The organism is Rhizobium sp. PAMB 3174 (assembly GCF_052908375.1).
This window is the reverse complement of sequence record NZ_CM128608.1, coordinates 718,987-735,915: the sequence shown is the minus strand read 5'-3', so window position 1 is coordinate 735,915 and position 16,929 is coordinate 718,987. Positions and strand designations below refer to the sequence as shown.

The window sequence follows — 16,929 nt, the reverse complement described above, 5'->3', positions numbered from 1 at the left end:
GATATAGAACCAGTGCGCTAAGGAATGGTTACGCCGCCGGCACAACTTCTGCGGTGAAGATGATCGAGTCCTCGGTGACCTGGTACTCGATCTTCATGCCGGCTTCCTCGGCGAGCAGCACCGTGTAGTAGGGCTGCACCGCATGTGCATCGACGGCTTCCGACAGCGTGCCGTTCAGCAGCTCGACCATTTTCGCCGGAACGCGCATCATTCGGCCCTTGGAGACGAGCGAGAACTTGGCGTCGAATTCCGGATTCTCCAGCGTCACGTCGATCGAACCGCCGCGCGGGATCGATGCGTAGCTGACCAGGAACAGGTTGAGGAGCAGCTTGACGCGGTTCTTGGCGACGATGGCCCGCGGACCGTTCCAGCTGACTTCGACCTTCTTCTCCGCCTGGGCGAAGTCCTTCGCGGCCTTTTCCGCCTCACCGGTGTCGATCGAGGCGCCGACGGATCCGGACGCACCGAAGGCGAGCCGCGCGAACTTCAGACGCACCGAGGCGTTCAGAGCGCTGGTGCGGATGAGATCGAGTGCATCCTCGTCGGTGCCACCCTCGTCGAGAAGCTCGAGACCGTTGTTGATCGCACCCACCGGCGAGATCACGTCATGGCAGACGCGGCTGCACAGGAGAGCGGCCAGGTCCGGGCCGGAAAGGGTGAGGTTCGGATTGCTCATGGTCGAAAGTCTCCTGATGAATGGTCGCGGCGCGCGTGGCACGGTGTTGCCTGCCGCCGGGCGCGCGTCAATGGGTTGCCGTGTCCCTGGCACAGGAAAATGGCGTGGCGCTTGTCTCGCGACAATGCGTCATTTTCCCGTATCAGCTTCACCGATATCACATCGGCGGCCCAAATAGTCCGCCCGAGACGCAAGTAATAAAGGCAAATCGACGGTGCCATAATGACACCATATTTGGTAAACCGATTGTTAAGGGGAAAGGTGGAAAATGCTTACATCCGAATTACCGATGAACGGGTGAAGCCATGTTTCTGAAAAAATTGCGCACCTGGGCACACTTGCGGCTCGTCACCGCCCTTTTGGCTTTCATGAGCCTGACCGTGCCTTCCAGTTCTACTTACGCCGCCACGAACTCCGAATATTCGATGCAGGAAATCGTCGATGCCGGTCATTCCTTCTTCGGCGAAACGAGCGGCGGCCTCGCCAAGGTGATCGAGACGGCGTTTTCCAAATACGGCCTGCCGAATGGCTATATTCTCGGCCAGGAAGGCTCCGGAGCCCTGATTGCCGGCCTGACCTACGGCGAAGGTGCGCTTTATACCAAGAATGTCGGCGAACACACCGTCTTCTGGCAGGGCCCGTCCCTCGGCCTCGACTATGGCGGCAATGGCGACCGCACGATGATGCTGGTTTATGATCTGCCGAATGTCGACGACCTCTATAACCGTTTCGGCGGCGTCAACGGCTCGGCCTACGTCGTCGCCGGCGTCGGCATGACGGTTCTGAGAAACCGCGACGTGCTGCTGGTCCCGATCCGCACCGGCATCGGCGCGCGGCTGGGCATCAATGTCGGCTACCTGAAGCTGACCCGCCAGCCGACCTGGAACCCCTTCTGATCCGGTTCCCGCGTTAACCACGACAGAGAATTCAGGCGGCCTGCGGGCCGCCTTTCTATTTCCGCCGGCGGTCAACAACTTGCCGCTGTCAGTATAAGGTGCTTTAAGTACCGCAACGGAACAGACGAAACGGCCGACCGTGATTGAATTTGCTCTCTTGTTTGGATTGGGCTTCTTGAGCGCCGCATTGGCGTTCCTTCTGCTGGCTCCCGCAATCCACCGCCGTATCGTCCGTTACACCGAAAGGCGCCTTCAGGCGACCATGCCGCTTTCCCCCCAGGAGATATCCGCGCAGCGCGACATGGCGCGCGCCACCTATGCCGCCGAGAACGCCAAGGCCAGCATCGAGCTGACGAAACAGCGCGAGAAGGCGACCCATCTCGAAGTGCGCAACAACAGCCTGTCGGAAGAGGCACGCAAGCTGCTGTCGGAAAACCGCGAGCTGAAGATGCAGGTCGAGGAGATGAGCGTCGAGGCCGCCGACCTGCGCTCGAAGATCCGCGACGAGGACGGCTACGTGATGCGTCTCAAGCAGCACCTCAATGAAGCGGAGCGGGCGATGGCCGCCAAGGGCTTCAGCGCCGAGACGCTACAGAAGCGCGTGGATCTGGTTGCCTCCAACCTCGACACGCTGAAGATCGAGATCGCCAGCCGCGATACCGAAATCGAGAACCTGAAATACCGCCTGTCAACCATCCGTGAGGAACGGGAAGCGCTGCGTCATGAACTGAAGGAAATGACGCACCGCGCCAAGGAAGCCGAGTTCCAGGCCAACCGCCAGGAAAGCAAGGTGGCGAAGCTGGAGAACCGGCTGGAAGAGGAAGCGGCGAAGAATGCCGATTCGCAGACGGCACTCAGACAGCGCATACAGGACATCCGCCAGTTGACGGAGCGGCTGAAGGCCGCCAATGCTGATGCGAGAAACGGCAATGCCGCCACCGGAATGCAGACGCCGGGAAGCAATGCCGCGCCGAATGCCAACGGATCGCCCCATGCAGGAGAACAGTCTGCCGTGAAAATGCTGTCGCCAGACGAAATGAGCCGGTTGCGCGAGGAACTCTATCATCAGAATACCGCCCTCTCCGAGCGGCTGATGAAGGCCGGCTCCGCCGACAAGGACGACGCCCTGCGCACGGAGATCGCCACGATGGCGGCCAAGGTGGTGGCGCTGACCGCCAGCGAGGAAGGCGCCGCCTCGCCGATCCGCAGCCTGCTCTCCGACATTTCATTCGATGACGGTGATCCCGTGCCCGGCAGCCTGGCCGAGCGCGCCCGCAAGATGCTCTCCGGCGAAGCCGCCGAATAAGCCACCCCTGCTTCCCGTAAATGTAGGCGTTTAGCTCAGTCGCCCGGCCGCCGAGGCGATTTCGTGGAGCGCGATGCCGGCCGCCGTCGCGACGTTCAGGCTGTCGAGGCCCGGCGCCTGGGCGATGCTGACCACGGTGAAGCGTGACAGGATTTCGGGCGAAAGCCCGTCCCCCTCGGTGCCGAGCACAAGGGCAGTTCGTCCCTGTGGCGCCACATCGGTGATACGCCGCTGACCGGAGGGCGACAGGCAGAATATGTCGAAGCCGGCGTCTGCAAGGCGCGCGACGAGGTCGGTATCCAAGCCGCCGCGCACGTATGGCACCGACAGCACCGCCCCGACGGAGACCCGCAGCGCCTTGCGATAGAGCGGATCGCAGCTGGTCTGGTCCAGGAGGACGGCATCGACGCCGAAGGCGGCCGCATTCCTGAAGATTGAGCCGATATTGTCGTGGTTGGAAATGCCGCAGGCGACGACCACCAGCGCATTTTCCGGCAGAACCGAAAGCTGCGCCTCGAAGTCGGGCGCATTCTGCCGCCGTCCCAGCGCCAGGATGCCGCGATGCAGGTGAAAGCCGGCAATCGCATCGATCACCGCCTGCTCGGCGACATAGACCGGAACATCCGTCGGGAAGGTTTCGAGAATGTCCTCGATGCCGTTGAGCCTGTTCCTGAGCACCAGCACCGCCTCGCAGACAATGCCCTCGCCGCGGCGGTGCGCATCGGCCAGCATCCTGAGGACGACGGTACCCTCGGCGATGAACCGGCCCTCGCGGTGCGTCATGTCCTTTTCGCGGATGTCGCGGAAATAGGCGATCCGAGGATCCTGCGGATCATCGACGACGATGACGGAACGATCGATGGACATGGGATCAGCGGCTGCCGACGTTGATGTCGGCAATGATGCGACCGGTGGCAATGTCGAACACGAAGGCCTTGCGCGCGCCATCGGCCATACGGCCGAAGAACAGCACCTGGCCGTCCGAAAGCGACGTGTCGTCAACCGTGAAGCCTTCCGGCAGGGCAACGCTTGCGGTCAGCGGCTGGTCGGACGGCACGGAAAGCGGGCCGGAGACGGTCGCCGGCTTGCCCGGCGTCTGCGTCACCTTGTAGACAACGGCCGCCAATACCGCCATAAGCATCACGCCCATGATGCCGGCCGATACGAGCTGAAGGCGGACCATCTTGCGGCGGACGTTTTCCATCGCCGGATCGAGCGGCTTTTCGTCTTCGTCTTGCTCGATATGAGCCATGTAATTCGCCTTTCACACGGGAACTGGAAATGAAAGCCCCCTTTAAACAAGGTCACGACAATAAGAAAGTCCTCACGGCGGATGAAACGGCATCCGGGCGGCTGGACACCTGGCTTGCGGCCGGCCTGGAGGGGGAATTCTCGCGAAGCCGCATCAAGAGCCTGATCGAGGGCGGCAACCTCACCGTCAATGGCAGCGTCGTCGACGGTGCGCACCGCAAGATCCGCCCCGGCGACATCGTGGAGATCACGCTGCCGGAGCCGGAAGACCCGGAACCCCAGGGCGAGGACATCCCGCTCGACATTCTCTACGAGGACGATGATGTCATCGTCATCAACAAGCCCGCGGGCCTGGTCGTCCATCCGGGCGCCGGCAACTGGACGGGAACGCTGGTCAACGCCCTCATCCATCACTGCGGCGACAGCCTGTCGGGCATCGGTGGCGTCAAGCGCCCTGGCATCGTCCACCGGCTGGACAAGGATACAACCGGCGTCATGATCGTCGCCAAGAACGACCTCGCGCACCGCTCGTTGTCGGCGCAGTTCGCCGACCATGGGCAGACGACAGAGCTTGCCCGTGCCTACAAGGCGATCGTCTGGGGTCGTCCGCCGCAGATGCGCGGAACGATCGACCTGCCGCTCGGCCGATCGATTTCGGACCGCACCAAGCGCGCGGTCAAGCGCGAGGGCGCCGTCGACGCAGACCACGCCGTCACCCATTTCGAAGTGCTGGAGCGCTTTCAGGAGCGGCCGGACGCCACCTCGCTCGCCTCGCTTGTCGAATGCCACCTGGAAACCGGCCGCACCCACCAGATCCGCGTCCACATGGCCCATATCGGCCATCCGCTGATCGGCGACGCACAATATGGCGGCGGCTACCGCACCAAGGCGAACCTGCTTCCGGACGAGGCCAAGGCCGTCGTCAACCGTTTCCCGCGTCAGGCGCTACACGCCTTCATGCTGCAGTTCGAGCATCCCTCGACCGGCGAAGTCATGCATTTCGAAGCCCCCTTGCCCCCCGACATGGCCGAGCTGGCAGAGGTTCTGAGAGCCGTCTGAAATTCACCAAAGCGTGAAGGCGAAAACCGCTTGAAACACGGTTTTGCCGTACTTATCTGTGATATCTATCAGTGTGGGGTTCGATAGGAACACACGCGTTTTTGGCCCGCTCAAAAGCGCCGCCGCCGCGGCGCGAGGGGTCATCGAGAAAGAAGGAGGGGTGCTTATGGCCCGCGCATCATTGCCAGTCATCGCCTCGGGCGAAGCCGGCCTCAGCCGGTATCTGGACGAAATCCGCAAATTTCCCATGCTGGAACCGCAGCAGGAATACATGCTTGCCAAGCGGTACCAGGAGCATGGCGACCGCAACGCCGCCCATGAACTTGTCACGAGCCACCTGCGTCTCGTTGCCAAGATTGCCATGGGCTATCGCGGCTACGGCCTGCCGATTGGCGAGGTCGTTTCCGAAGGCAATGTCGGCCTCATGCAGGCCGTGAAGAAATTCGACCCGGAACGCGGCTTCCGCCTGGCGACCTACGCCATGTGGTGGATCAAGGCCTCGATCCAGGAATATATCCTGCGCTCCTGGTCCCTCGTGAAGATGGGCACCACCGCCAACCAGAAGCGCCTGTTCTTCAACCTGCGCCGCCTGAAGGGCAAGCTGCAAGCCATCGAGGACGGCGATCTGAAGCCCGATCAGGTCAGCGAAATCGCCACCAAGCTGAACGTCTCCGAGGAAGAAGTCGTCTCGATGAACCGGAGGCTGTCCGGTGATGCATCGCTGAACGCACCGATCCGGGCGACGGAGGGTGAATCCGGCCAGTGGCAGGATTGGCTGGTCGACGACCACGAAAGCCAGGAACAGGTGCTGATCGAGCAGGACGAGCTGGAAACCCGCCGCTCCATGCTGGTCAACGCGATGAAATCGCTGAACGATCGCGAAAAGCGCATCTTCCAGGCCCGCCGCCTGTCGGAAGATCCGGTGACGCTGGAAGAGCTGTCGGCCGAGTTCGACATCAGCCGCGAGCGCGTCCGCCAGATCGAAGTCCGCGCCTTCGAGAAGGTGCAGGACGCGGTCCAGAAGGAAGCTCGGGACCGCGCCAAGGCCGTTCGCGTGGTGGATGCCGACGCCAGCCTCTGATCGCTGCGAAATTGCAGATATAAAAAACCGCCCGGCGTGCATCGCGCCGGGCGGTTTTGTTTTGCATCTCGCGTAAGGCGTCAGTTGCCGCTGTTGCCCATCGCCGCCCACTTGTTGAGCGCCTCGTCGAACACCTGCTTGCCGGTCGGGCCCTTCTCGAGCGTCAACAGCGCGCGGCGGCCGTTGCGGTAGGTGATCGGAATATCGATCCAGTCACGCGTGCGCAAAAGCTCCAGGTTCGCCTTCTTCGCCTCGTCGAAATCGTTGAGCGCGATCATGTGGAAGTCGTCAGTGATCTTGGCCGGCACGGCGACGAGCGCATTGCCGCGATCCTGTTCCGACTTCTTCATGGCGATCCGCTGTACCGAATCGATGCCGCCGCCTTCGAAATTGTCCGGCAGCGAGAAGACCAGCTCGATGAGATGGCTTGCCGGCAGCGAGGCGTCGTCGTTCTTCTTGATGGTCAGCAAGGCGGAAAGACCCTTGTCCGGAACGGACAGCTGGCCCTGGATCGTCGGTTCGGGACGTCCGTCGTCGCTCGCTTCCTGTTGCAGCGTCCAGGTCACGGTGCCGGCGATCGCGGTCGGTGCACTCTGGCCGAGCTTTTCCTCGTAGAGCAGCATCTTCTGCGCGCCACTGGTCGTCGCCGCAGGCGTCGCACTGGAGCCGGTATCGGCGTTTGCCTGTGCGCCGGGAGACTGCTCGGAGACCGAGCGCCCCTCCGCGCCGCCATCGCTGCCGTCCGCGCTGGCGGGTCCGGAATTGACCTCGCTGCCGTCGGCCATCAGGCGCTGGGTAAATTTCTGCGGCCCTGCATCCTGAGCATCGCTTGCCGGAGCCGTCGCAGCCGGCTTGGCTTCCTCGGCAGCCGGAGTGGCTTCCGCAGCCGGCTTCTGTTCTTCCGTTGCAGCCGGCGTCGTCTCGGCCGGTGCGCTCGTGTTGACAGCCTCCGCGGTCTTCGTGCCGCTCTCCCCGCTCATCGACATCCAGGCGGCGACGCCTGCACCCGCCAGAACGACGATACAGACGGCGGCAATGATGATCTTGCGGAGATTGCCGCTCGAAGCTTCCTCCGATGCCGACGCCCTGCTCTTGCGGCGGGACGCCATGCGATCGATGGATGCGGGCTCGTCGGCCTCATCGACTTCACTGTCGAAATCGCCGTTGTAGCTGCCGTTGTACTGGCCGTTCGAATAGCTGTGGGATTGCGCCGGGGCGGCTGTTCCACCACGGCGCTGGGTTGCCGGTTCGACATCCAGCTCGTCGGAGTAATAATCCTCCTCGCCAAAGATGTCCTCCGCCGACCCGGCGGCATACCTGCCCGTCGGCGCCGGCTTGTGCGCCGGTTCGTCCTGGAAATCGAGGTCGAGCTCGTCGGACGCCTTCGGCATGCGCGGTCCGGCATTTGCCGCCGGCGCCGGCTGCGCCGGAGCCTTCGCGGCCGGAGGCGCGCTCTGCGGCGCCTTGCGGCCCGTCAGGTCATTGATGATGTCTTCGAGATTGTTGTGGGCCTGATCGAGATTGTAGTCGGTCCGCTTGGGTGTGGCGGCGACCTGCTCGTCATAGGCGGGTTCGTCCGGCGGCATATGCGGCTCCGGGCTACGCTTCGAAAGCGCAGCCTTTGCCTCGCTCGCCTGCCGTGCGAACGCTTCCCGCGAGCCGTCGGATGACGGCGCGGCACGCGGCTGCACCGGCGGCGGCGCCACGATGGGTTCGGGCTCCGGCTCCGGCAACGCCTCGGTATGTTCCAACTCGACCGCCTGGATCGCCTGATCGAGCTTTTCGATCTGCCGCTCCAGCATGGCGGGCGGAGGCGCCGGCTTCATGTTCTCGAGCTGACGGACGACCGCCGTCCGGGCCTTTTCATACACTTTGGCCCGTCGTTCCGGCGTATTCTCCTTCAACCCGTCGACAGCACGCCGAATGACCTCAACAAAATCCGACATCAGCACCTTCTCATTCGCGCCGGAATCCCGGCTAAAACACAGTCCCCGTTAGAGATTAGTCTTCAAAGGGGTCCGTCACAAGTATCGTGTCGTCACGCTCGGGGCTGGTCGAGAGCAATGCCACCGGCGCACCGATGAGCTCTTCCACCTGGCGGACGTATTTGATCGCCTGGGCCGGCAGGTCGGCCCATTTGCGTGCGCCGACGGTCGATTCCTTCCAGCCTTCGAGCGTCACATAGATCGGTTCGACCCGCTGCTGCGCACCCTGGCTCGCCGGCAGATGGTCGATCTGCTCGCCGTCCAGCATGTAGCCGACGCAGATCTTGATCTCGTCGAGACCGTCGAGCACGTCGAGCTTCGTCAGCGCGATCCCGTGAATGCCGTTGGTGGCGACCGACTGGCGCACCAGCGCCGCGTCGAACCAGCCGCAACGGCGCTTGCGGCCCGTCACCGTGCCGAATTCGCGGCCGCGCTCGCCGAGGAACTGGCCGACTTCATCGGTGAGTTCGGTCGGGAACGGCCCTTCGCCGACGCGGGTCGTATAGGCCTTGGTGATGCCGAGGATATAGCCGACGGCGCCTGGTCCCATGCCCGAACCCGCAGCGGCCTGACCGGCAACGGTGTTCGACGAGGTGACGAACGGATAGGTGCCGTGGTCGATATCCAGGAGCGTGCCCTGCGCGCCTTCAAACAGGATGCGCGAACCGCGACGGCGCGCCTTGTCGAGCAGCAGCCAAACGGTTTCGCGGTAGGGCAGGATGCGGTCGGCGACCGAAGTCAACTCTTCCATGATCGTCGCATGCGCGATTTCCGGCTCGCCGAAACCGCGACGCAGCGCATTGTGATGCGTCAGAATTCGATCCACCTTCAGTGCCAGACTGTCCTTGTCGGCCAGGTCCATCACGCGGATTGCGCGGCGGCCGACCTTGTCCTCGTATGCAGGGCCGATGCCCCGGCGCGTCGTTCCAATTTTCGTGCCGCTGTTCGAGGCCGCATCTTCGCGAAGTCCGTCCAGCTCGCGGTGCAGCGACAGAATCAGCGTCGCATTGTCAGCGATACGGAGATTTTCCGGCGAAATCTTGACGCCCTGCTTCTCCAGCCGGTCGATTTCGGCGATCAAGGCGTGCGGATCGACCACGACGCCATTGCCGATGACGGCAAGCTTGCCTTCGCGCACGACGCCCGACGGCAGCAGCGACAGCTTGTAGGAAACGCCGTCGATGACGAGTGTATGGCCCGCATTGTGGCCGCCCTGGAAGCGCACGACGATATCGGCGCGCTCGGAGAGCCAGTCGACAATCTTGCCCTTTCCTTCGTCACCCCACTGCGATCCAACAACAACGACGTTCGCCATTTCAATGTCCCTAGCTGCGGCGGCGCTTGCATTCCACTGCGACGCCAATCTTTACAAACCCGCGCATGTATAATGAGTTGTTTCCCATATTGCGACTCCGATATGACACTTCAGCCGGCTTTTTCACGTGACAAGCAAGAGGGAGCCGGGCTAGAGCAAAAACCAGCGGCCGATCATCCCGCCATGAGGCTCCGCCTCCACAGAAGCCGCCGTTTTCAGGGAGAGGACATCGTGACCACACGTTCCTGCCGGACAGGGGCTCGCCAGTCCCGTTTCGCCGCCAATTGCCGGAAGACAAGGGCATGAGCGCGGTACAGAAGGCCTATCTGGCGCTGATCATCGCGACGCTCAGCTGGGGCGGCAACACGGTTGCCGGCAAGTTCGCCGTCGGTCATATCACGCCGTCGATGCTGACGCTGTCGCGCTGGGTGCTTGCCGTCGCCCTGATCTTCGCGATCTCCGTGCCGCAGATCAAGCGCGACTGGCCCGTTCTCCGCCAGCATCGCCTGCTGCTGCTCGGCTACGGCGCGATCGGCTTCACCGGCTTCAACTTCTTTCTCTACTCGGCGTTGCAATATACCAGCGCGGTCAATGCCGCGATCGAGCAGGCCGGCATTCCGATGCTGATCTTCGTGTTCAACTACATCCTGTTCCGCACCCGTGTCGCCGCCGCCCAGATCATCGGCTTTGCGCTGACCCTCGTCGGCGTCGCCGTCACGGCATCGCACGGCGACCTGATGCGGCTCGTCAACCTCACGGTCAACTTCGGCGACACGCTGATGCTGGTCTGCGTCATCATCTACGCCGGCTACACGGTCGCGCTGCGCTGGAAGCCACAGGTGCACTGGAAGAGCCTGATGGCGGCGACCGCCGTCGGCGCGCTGCTCGCCAGCATTCCCGTCGCGGCGTGGGAAGTATCGCGCATCGGCGTGCAATGGCCAGACACGCGCGGCTGGGGCATCGCCGTCTTTGCCGGCATCTTTCCGTCGCTGGTCTCGCAGATCCTGTTCATCAAGGGCGTCGAGGGCATCGGTCCGAACCGCGCCGGCCTGTTCATCAACATGATACCGGCCTTCGCCACCATCCTGTCGATCGCCATCCTCGGGGAGCGGCTCGAAGTCTTCCACATCGTCGCGATCATCCTCGTGCTGGCCGGCATCGCCATTGCCGAATGGCGACGCAAGCAGCCGGTGTAAGGACGCAGATCAGTCCTCGATCGGCTGCAGGCTGGCCTCCAGCACGGCCCGCAAATGACGATGCTGGATCGGCAGCATGAGGTTGCGGCCAAGCTCGGCCGGATCCTCGTCCCTGTCGAAGCCCGGTTCGCTGGTCGCGACCTCGAACAGGATGCCGCCCGGCGCGCGGAAGTAGATGGCGGAGAAATAGTCGCGGTCGAACACCGGCGTCACCTTGAAGCCGGCATTCGCAAGTGCTGCGCGCACCTCGTCCTGCGCATCCCTGTCATCCACGGCAAAGGCGATGTGGTGGACGGATCCCGCCCCCTGCTCCGCCTCGGCGGCATCGGGCACCATTTCGATATCGACGATCGAGGCGCCATTGCTGTTTGCCAGCGCGTAGCGGACGATATTCCCGTGCCGCTCGACCGGATCGTACCCCATGAAAAGCAGGAGCTCCGACATCGCGCCGCCATCGGCCAGCCGAAGGGTGACGGAATGGAACCCGTGGATGGCCCGGTCGGCGGCAACGCCGCCCGCCAGCCAGGCGCTACGGTCGTCGACCGGTGCCTCGACCAACGCCAGGTCCTCGCCGTCGGGGCCGATGAAGTTGATCTGCCGCTCGCCGAAGGCGTCCGTGTGGGGATGGAGCGCGACATTGGCGTCCAGCAGGCGCCGCCGCCAGAATTCGATGGAGCCGCGCGGCACCGAGAACCGGGTGAAGCCGCCCTCGCCCGAGCCGTGACGGCATCGCTTGCGCGCCGGATCGGGAAAATAGGTCATCACCTTGCCGGGCGTCCCTGTCTCGTCACCGTAGTAGAGGTGATAGATGTCCGGCTTGTCGAAATTGACGGTCTTCTTGATCCGTCGAAGTCCGAGCGTACGCGTGAAGAAGCGGTTGTTCACCGCCGCGTCGTTCGCCAACGACGTTACATGATGCAGTCCTCTGATCTGATCCAGCATGCTGCCATCCTCCGCGTGCAGGCCGACCCGAGCGGCCTGTGGGTCCAACTCCAAATCAATGCGTCCTCACCCCGATTTGCGGAGGCTAACCGGCATCAATGGCAAACTTGTGGACGGATGATGGCGGGCCGCAGACCTTCGGAAGACGAATTGGCGCGGTCAGGCGGCGGCGTTTGCGTCCGCCGGAAGCTGCCAGTCGATCGGCTGGCGGCCATGCGAAGAGAGATACGCGTTCGCCTTGGAAAACGGCCTTGAGCCGAAAAAGCCGTTATGGGCCGAAAGCGGCGACGGATGCGGCGATCTCAGCACGAGATGGCGCGACGTATCGACGAATGCCGCCTTCTTCTGCGCGTAGGAGCCCCAGAGGATGAAGACGACGTTCTCGCATTCGTCATTGACGATGCGGATGACCGCATCGGTGAACTTCTCCCATCCCCTGCCCTGATGCGATGCCGCACGGGCCTGTTCGACGGTCAAAACGCTGTTGAGCAGAAGTACGCCCTGCTTCGCCCAGCTTTCGAGGAAGCCGTGCCGGACAGGCTCGATGCCGAGATCGCTCTTCAGTTCCTTGTAGATGTTGACGAGCGACGGCGGGATACGCACGCCGGGCTGCACGCTGAAGCAGAGGCCGTGCGCCTGCCCCGGCCCATGATAGGGGTCCTGGCCGAGGATGACCACGCGGACATTGTCGATCGGCGTCAGGTCCAGCGCACGGAAATACTCCGCGCCCCTGGGGAAGATCTGCTTTCCTGCCGCCTTCTCCTCCGTCAGGAAGGATTTGAGCGACTGCATGTACGGGCTGGCGAATTCGCCCGCCAGCCGCGCCTTCCAGCTTTCTTCCAGCTTGATCCCTGCCTCGGCCATGTCCTGCTCGCTTCCGTCCATCTCAAAGTCCGGCGATTGAAGGCGTAGGCTGAAGCAAGGTCAACCCTTGCCCGGGCTTTCCACAGGAACCGCGTCAGGCGCCGACCTGGGCGATCCAGTCGTTGAGATTGTAGTAGTTGGTCACCCGCGTGACCTTGCCGTCCGCAAGTTCGAAGAAGGCGCCGGCCGGCAGACGGTAGGTCTGGCCGTTCGCTTCCGGCAGGCCTTCGTCTGTTGCCAGGTACGTTCCGTTGACGATGAACTCGGCGGCAGCCCGGCCGCCTTCCGGATGCGCCATGATCACCATGTCGGTGAGCTCTTCGCGGTAGCAGCGGTTCATGTGCTCCATGAACGCGGCGAACGCCTGCTTGCCGACCTGCCGTTCGCCCTGGTTGATATCGTGCACGACGTCGTCGGCAAGCAGCGACAGGAAACGTTCCATGTCCTGCCGGTTGAAGGCGTCGTAATAGGCGGCGATGGTTTCGGCAGCTGTCATCTCTTTTCCCCGGTTCGTGCTGTCTCTCTGTCTGGCGGAATCATCCGCCGGTCCATCTTCCACTAGCAACCTATGGATAGATCGCGCCAGACCGAAAACGTCCGCAAACGGCTTGATCGCGCCCCTTCGTCCATGGAATATCGCCGCCATGAACGAGACAGACGGCATCCGTATCGAGACTTTCCACGGCGACGCGATCGCGCCCTATATCGCCGATCTCGCACGGCTGCGGATCACCGTCTTCCGCGCGTTTCCCTATCTCTACGACGGATCGGAGAACTACGAGGCAAAGTATCTTTCGACCTATGCGCAGGCGTCGAAAAGCCTGTTCGTCCTCGCCTTCGACGGCGATGAAGTCATCGGCGCATCGACCGGCATGCCGATGGCAGACGAGACGGACGAGGTGAAACGGCCCTTCCTCGCAGCAGGCCTCAATCCGGAGACGATCTTCTATTTCGGGGAATCCGTACTGCTCGACCGCTATCGCGGCCTCGGCATCGGCGTCCGGTTCTTTGATGAACGCGAAGCCTATGCAAAGAGGCTCGGCCGTTTTCACGCCTGCGCCTTCTGCGCCGTCGAGCGGCCCGGGGACCACGCGCGCCGGCCAAAGGACTACCAGCCGCTGAACGCCTTCTGGGCAAAGCGCGGCTACACCCACCATCCGGAACTCGCCACCACCTTCAGTTGGAAGGATCTGGACGAGCCCCAGGAAAGCCCGAAACCCATGTCCTTCTGGATGAAGACGATCTGACGGATAGGAGCCTGCGCCCCATGAAGCTTGCCGCCAGCCAATATGCGATGACGCTGTTTGAGGATTTCGACGCCTTCGCCGAAAACCTGATCGACCATTGCCGGGAGGCGAAGGACGCCGGCGCCGAGCTTCTGCTTCTGCCCGAATATGCGGCCATGGTGATGACCGGCCTGCTGGCGCCCGACATCCGGTCCGATCTCCATGCCTCGATTGCCGGGCTGCAGCAGTTTCTGCCGCGCTGGCTGGAGCTTTCGGAAGAGATTGCCCGCAATCTCGGCATCGTCCTCTGCCCCGGCTCGGCGCCGGTGAAGGATCCAGACGGACACTACCGCAACCGCTCCTGGCTCTTCGGCCCGGACGGCATGATCGGCCATCAGGACAAGATCATGATGACTCGCTTCGAGAAGGAGCAATGGGGTATTTCCTCAGGCCAAGGGCTGACGGCCTTCGATACTCCCCTCGGCAGGCTCGGCATCCTCATCTGCTACGACAACGAATTCCCGATGCTGGCCCGCACGCTGGCCGAACGCGACGCCGACCTCATCCTCGCTCCGAGCTGCACGGATGCCGAGGCCGGCTACTATCGGGTGAGGATCGGCGCGCAGGCCCGGGCGCTGGAAAACCAGATTGCCGTACTCGTGTCCCCGACCGCAGGCCGGGCGCCGTGGTCGCCGGCGGTCGACGAGAATTTCGGCAAGTCGGCGCTCTATGTCCCGTCCGACTACGGCATGCCGCCAAGCGGTGTCATCGGCGAAAGCGAGAGCGTTTTCACCGAGGAAAGTCGCTGGTCGTTCTTCGACATCGATCTAGAAACCGTGCGGCGGTTGCGTCGCGAGGGACAGGTCTTCACCCGACGTGACTGGCCGGATCAGTTCGGCGAACACTGACGCGGAAATGATAAAGGCGGCCCGAGAGCCGCCTTTTCTCAATTGATGCAATCCGGATCGATCAACCGGGCGTCAGGCCGCGCAGCCGCTCGGAGCGCCGGCGCAGCATTTCGAGCACCGTCAGCAGCGCGATCGAGATGACGACCATGATCGACGCGACGGCAAGGATGGTCGGTGAGATCTGTTCGCGCAGACCGGTGAACATCTGCCATGGCAACGTCTTTTGCGCCGCGGAGCCGAGGAAGATCACCACGACCACTTCGTCGAACGAGGTGATGAAGGCGAACAGCGCGCCGGAGACGACGCCCGGGATGATCAGCGGCATCTGCACCTTGAAGAAGGTGGTGATCGGATCGGCGCCCATGGAAAGCGATGCGCGCACCAGCGACCGGTCGAAACCGACCAGGGTCGCCGTCACCGTGATGATGACGAAGGGTGTGCCGAGGGCCGCATGCGCCAGCACGACGCCCCAATAGGTGCCCTGCAGGCCGATGCGCGAATAGAAGAAGTACATGCCGGCGGCCGAAATGATCAGCGGCACGATCATCGGCGAGATCAGCACCGCCATGATCGCTCCGCGGAACGGCACATGGCTCTGCGACAGGCCGATGGCGGCCAGCGTTCCGAACGCCGTCGCCAGGATCGTCGCCATCGGCGCGATCAGCACGGAGTTCTTGAGCGACTGCTGCCAGTCGGGATTGGTGAAGAAATCCACGTAATGCTTCAGCGAATAGCCGGCCGGATCGAGATGCAGCATGGCCGGCGTGAAGGTGAAGAAGTTCTCCGCATTGAAGGACAGCGGCAGGATCACCATGATCGGGAAGATCAGGTAGAAGAAGATCAACCCGCAGATCACGCGGAAGGCATAGTACCAGATCCGCTGCGGCACCGATGCATAGGGAGGAAGACCTGACATGTTGAACGCTCCTCCTTAGCCGAGCTTTACGTTGTCGATGCCGACAATCTTGTCATAGAGGACGAACAGCACCATCACGACCAGCAGAAGCAGCGTGCCAAGCGCGGCCGCCAGGCCCCAGTTGAGCGAGCTGGAAATGTGGTAGGCAATTCGGTTCGAGATGAAGACGCCCGAAGTGCCGCCGACCAGTTCCGGCGTGATGTAGTAGCCGATGGCCAGGATGAAGACGAGGATGGAACCGGCGCCGATGCCCGGAACCGTCTGCGGGAAATAGACCCGCCAGAAGGCCGTCCAGTCGTTTGCGCCAAGGCTCTTCGCCGCGCGGACATAGGACGGGGAAATGGTCTTCATCACCGAGTAAAGCGGCAGGATCATGAACGGCAGCAGGATGTGCGTCATGGCGATGATCGTGCCGGTCTGGTTGTTGATCATCACAAGGCGGTTGTCGTTCGAGATGATGTGCGCCCAGACGAGCAGATCGTTGATGACGCCCTGCTGTTGCAGCAGGATCTTCCATGCCGAGGTGCGCACCAGAAGACTGGTCCAGAAAGGCAGCAGCACCAGGATCATCAGGAGGTTCGAGCTCCGGGCCGGCAGGTTGGCGAGCAACCAGGCGATCGGATAGCCGAGCAGAAGACAGCTGAACGTGATGGCCAGGCTGAGGAAGATGGTGCGGGCGAACAGGAAAAGATAGATGCGTTCGCTGGGCGGCGCCAGGTGGATGCCGCTGGCGTCACGCTTCATGTCGAGCGCCGCCAGGAAATAGTTGGGCGTATATTCGGACGACAGGACCTTCAGCATGCTCCAGAACTGGACATCGCCCCATTCCTTGTCCATCGCCAGGAACTGGCCCTTGTAGTCGCCATTGTCCTTAAGCTTGCGGACCTCGCGGCCGGTCTGGCGCATGAGACTCGATGCGCCCGGCATGTCGTAGTTGAGGCGTGAACCGAGACGGGTGTGCGCCTTTTCCTTGACCGCGACCTTCAGGTCGTCGGCAAGAGCGGCGTAGACGGGCTCGCCCGGCGCTTCGCCGGTCTTCGGATCCCAGTCCTTCAGGGCAACAACGGTCTTTGGCAGCGTCTCTGGCACGATGCTGTTGTCGATCGAACGCATCAGCATGTCGGCGATCGGAGCAACGAAGCTCAGGATGATGAAGACCAGCAAGGGTGCGATCAGGATGAAGGAGCGCAGTTTCTCGCGCCGCAGCGCCTTGGCCAAGCTCGCCTTCAGCGGCTTTCCGTCGACGGTCAGAACCGGTCCGTCAGTTGTCGTCGTTGCACTCATTAGCCCCGCGCCCAGTCGTAGAAA

At 62.7% G+C, this 16,929-nt stretch carries 17 protein-coding genes; 7 read left to right on the top strand and 10 right to left on the bottom strand.

The features are described from left to right. Window positions 1-28: 28 nt before the first annotated feature. Window positions 29-676, bottom strand: coding sequence for a histidine phosphotransferase ChpT (chpT, locus tag ACU5AY_RS03435; RefSeq protein WP_446823391.1), 648 nt, complete (start codon window positions 674-676; stop codon window positions 29-31). Between the two features lie 305 nt (window positions 677-981). On the opposite strand from chpT, the gene ACU5AY_RS03430 reads away from it, so the two are divergent. Next, window positions 982-1,572, top strand: a complete 591-nt coding sequence (locus ACU5AY_RS03430) for a DUF1134 domain-containing protein (protein WP_446823390.1) — start codon at window positions 982-984, stop codon at window positions 1,570-1,572. Window positions 1,573-1,747: 175 nt separating this feature from the next. Beyond that, window positions 1,748-2,878, top strand: a complete 1,131-nt coding sequence (locus ACU5AY_RS03425) for a hypothetical protein (RefSeq protein ID WP_446828009.1) — start codon at window positions 1,748-1,750, stop codon at window positions 2,876-2,878. Window positions 2,879-2,908: 30 nt separating this feature from the next. On the opposite strand, the gene ACU5AY_RS03420 is transcribed toward ACU5AY_RS03425, so the two are convergent. Together ACU5AY_RS03420 and ACU5AY_RS03415 are read right to left on the bottom strand one after the other, a co-directional pair. Beyond that, the gene (locus ACU5AY_RS03420) at window positions 2,909-3,739 is read right to left on the bottom strand and encodes a TrmH family RNA methyltransferase (protein WP_446828931.1); all 831 of its coding nucleotides are present in this window, start codon (window positions 3,737-3,739) and stop codon (window positions 2,909-2,911) included. Window positions 3,740-3,749: 10 nt separating this feature from the next. Further along, window positions 3,750-4,130 carry a hypothetical protein gene (locus tag ACU5AY_RS03415; protein WP_446823387.1) on the bottom strand — a complete coding sequence of 127 codons (381 nt, stop codon included), beginning with the start codon at window positions 4,128-4,130 and terminating at the stop codon, window positions 3,750-3,752. Window positions 4,131-4,159: 29 nt separating this feature from the next. Here ACU5AY_RS03415 and ACU5AY_RS03410 point away from each other — a divergent pair, with 29 nt between their 5' ends. Then, window positions 4,160-5,188 carry an RluA family pseudouridine synthase gene (locus ACU5AY_RS03410; protein WP_446828008.1) on the top strand — a complete coding sequence of 343 codons (1,029 nt, stop codon included), beginning with the start codon at window positions 4,160-4,162 and terminating at the stop codon, window positions 5,186-5,188. Window positions 5,189-5,354: 166 nt separating this feature from the next. After that, on the top strand, window positions 5,355-6,269 hold the full coding sequence (gene rpoH, locus ACU5AY_RS03405) for an RNA polymerase sigma factor RpoH (RefSeq protein ID WP_446828007.1): 915 nt from the start codon (window positions 5,355-5,357) through the stop codon (window positions 6,267-6,269). A gap of 80 nt (window positions 6,270-6,349) precedes the next feature. Here the strand turns inward: rpoH and ACU5AY_RS03400 are convergent, their stop codons facing one another. Continuing rightward, the gene (locus ACU5AY_RS03400; RefSeq protein WP_446828006.1) at window positions 6,350-8,215 is read right to left on the bottom strand and encodes a hypothetical protein; all 1,866 of its coding nucleotides are present in this window, start codon (window positions 8,213-8,215) and stop codon (window positions 6,350-6,352) included. A 55-nt stretch (window positions 8,216-8,270) separates the two neighbouring features. Then, window positions 8,271-9,569: an adenylosuccinate synthase gene (locus tag ACU5AY_RS03395; RefSeq protein ID WP_446823383.1), complete on the bottom strand. Its 1,299-nt coding sequence runs from the start codon at window positions 9,567-9,569 to the stop codon at window positions 8,271-8,273. A 302-nt stretch (window positions 9,570-9,871) separates the two neighbouring features. Here ACU5AY_RS03395 and ACU5AY_RS03390 point away from each other — a divergent pair, with 302 nt between their 5' ends. Next, complete coding sequence (locus tag ACU5AY_RS03390) at window positions 9,872-10,765, top strand: DMT family transporter (RefSeq protein WP_446828005.1); 894 nt, start codon at window positions 9,872-9,874, stop codon at window positions 10,763-10,765. Between the two features lie 9 nt (window positions 10,766-10,774). Here the strand turns inward: ACU5AY_RS03390 and ACU5AY_RS03385 are convergent, their stop codons facing one another. The 3 genes from ACU5AY_RS03385 to ACU5AY_RS03375 form a co-directional block, all read right to left on the bottom strand. Further along, entirely contained in the window at window positions 10,775-11,707 is a 933-nt protein-coding gene (locus ACU5AY_RS03385; protein ID WP_446823381.1) for a VOC family protein, read from the bottom strand. Window positions 11,708-11,866: 159 nt separating this feature from the next. Next, window positions 11,867-12,571 carry a uracil-DNA glycosylase gene (ung, locus tag ACU5AY_RS03380; RefSeq protein WP_446828930.1) on the bottom strand — a complete coding sequence of 235 codons (705 nt, stop codon included), beginning with the start codon at window positions 12,569-12,571 and terminating at the stop codon, window positions 11,867-11,869. A gap of 94 nt (window positions 12,572-12,665) precedes the next feature. Next, window positions 12,666-13,067: a ketosteroid isomerase-related protein gene (locus ACU5AY_RS03375; protein WP_446828004.1), complete on the bottom strand. Its 402-nt coding sequence runs from the start codon at window positions 13,065-13,067 to the stop codon at window positions 12,666-12,668. Between the two features lie 148 nt (window positions 13,068-13,215). Between ACU5AY_RS03375 and ACU5AY_RS03370 the strand changes: the two genes are divergently transcribed. Beyond that, window positions 13,216-13,818: a GNAT family N-acetyltransferase gene (locus ACU5AY_RS03370; protein WP_446828003.1), complete on the top strand. Its 603-nt coding sequence runs from the start codon at window positions 13,216-13,218 to the stop codon at window positions 13,816-13,818. 20 nt (window positions 13,819-13,838) lie between these two features. Continuing rightward, on the top strand, window positions 13,839-14,705 hold the full coding sequence (locus ACU5AY_RS03365) for a carbon-nitrogen hydrolase family protein (RefSeq protein WP_446828002.1): 867 nt from the start codon (window positions 13,839-13,841) through the stop codon (window positions 14,703-14,705). Window positions 14,706-14,766: 61 nt separating this feature from the next. On the opposite strand, the gene ACU5AY_RS03360 is transcribed toward ACU5AY_RS03365, so the two are convergent. Together ACU5AY_RS03360 and ACU5AY_RS03355 are read right to left on the bottom strand one after the other, a co-directional pair. Beyond that, window positions 14,767-15,621: an ABC transporter permease gene (locus tag ACU5AY_RS03360; protein WP_446828001.1), complete on the bottom strand. Its 855-nt coding sequence runs from the start codon at window positions 15,619-15,621 to the stop codon at window positions 14,767-14,769. Between the two features lie 15 nt (window positions 15,622-15,636). Next, window positions 15,637-16,905, bottom strand: a complete 1,269-nt coding sequence (locus ACU5AY_RS03355) for an ABC transporter permease (protein ID WP_446828000.1) — start codon at window positions 16,903-16,905, stop codon at window positions 15,637-15,639. Window positions 16,906-16,929 lie beyond the last annotated feature (24 nt).

Excerpts from the sequence above, each read along its gene's own strand:
- ACU5AY_RS03385 (WP_446823381.1), bottom strand. The coding sequence starts at position 11,707 with ATGCTGGATCAGATCAGAGGACTGCATCATGTAACGTCGTTGGCGAAC.
- ACU5AY_RS03355 (WP_446828000.1), bottom strand. The coding sequence starts at position 16,905 with ATGAGTGCAACGACGACAACTGACGGACCGGTTCTGACCGTCGACGGA.
- ACU5AY_RS03410 (WP_446828008.1), top strand. The coding sequence starts at position 4,160 with ATGAAAGCCCCCTTTAAACAAGGTCACGACAATAAGAAAGTCCTCACG.
- rpoH (WP_446828007.1), top strand. The coding sequence starts at position 5,355 with ATGGCCCGCGCATCATTGCCAGTCATCGCCTCGGGCGAAGCCGGCCTC.
- ACU5AY_RS03360 (WP_446828001.1), bottom strand. The coding sequence starts at position 15,621 with ATGTCAGGTCTTCCTCCCTATGCATCGGTGCCGCAGCGGATCTGGTAC.
- ACU5AY_RS03400 (WP_446828006.1), bottom strand. The coding sequence starts at position 8,215 with ATGTCGGATTTTGTTGAGGTCATTCGGCGTGCTGTCGACGGGTTGAAG.
- ACU5AY_RS03390 (WP_446828005.1), top strand. The coding sequence starts at position 9,872 with ATGAGCGCGGTACAGAAGGCCTATCTGGCGCTGATCATCGCGACGCTC.
- ACU5AY_RS03365 (WP_446828002.1), top strand. The coding sequence starts at position 13,839 with ATGAAGCTTGCCGCCAGCCAATATGCGATGACGCTGTTTGAGGATTTC.
- ACU5AY_RS03415 (WP_446823387.1), bottom strand. The coding sequence starts at position 4,130 with ATGGCTCATATCGAGCAAGACGAAGACGAAAAGCCGCTCGATCCGGCG.
- ACU5AY_RS03395 (WP_446823383.1), bottom strand. The coding sequence starts at position 9,569 with ATGGCGAACGTCGTTGTTGTTGGATCGCAGTGGGGTGACGAAGGAAAG.
- ACU5AY_RS03430 (WP_446823390.1), top strand. The coding sequence starts at position 982 with ATGTTTCTGAAAAAATTGCGCACCTGGGCACACTTGCGGCTCGTCACC.
- chpT (WP_446823391.1), bottom strand. The coding sequence starts at position 676 with ATGAGCAATCCGAACCTCACCCTTTCCGGCCCGGACCTGGCCGCTCTC.
- ung (WP_446828930.1), bottom strand. The coding sequence starts at position 12,571 with ATGGCCGAGGCAGGGATCAAGCTGGAAGAAAGCTGGAAGGCGCGGCTG.
- ACU5AY_RS03370 (WP_446828003.1), top strand. The coding sequence starts at position 13,216 with ATGAACGAGACAGACGGCATCCGTATCGAGACTTTCCACGGCGACGCG.
- ACU5AY_RS03375 (WP_446828004.1), bottom strand. The coding sequence starts at position 13,067 with ATGACAGCTGCCGAAACCATCGCCGCCTATTACGACGCCTTCAACCGG.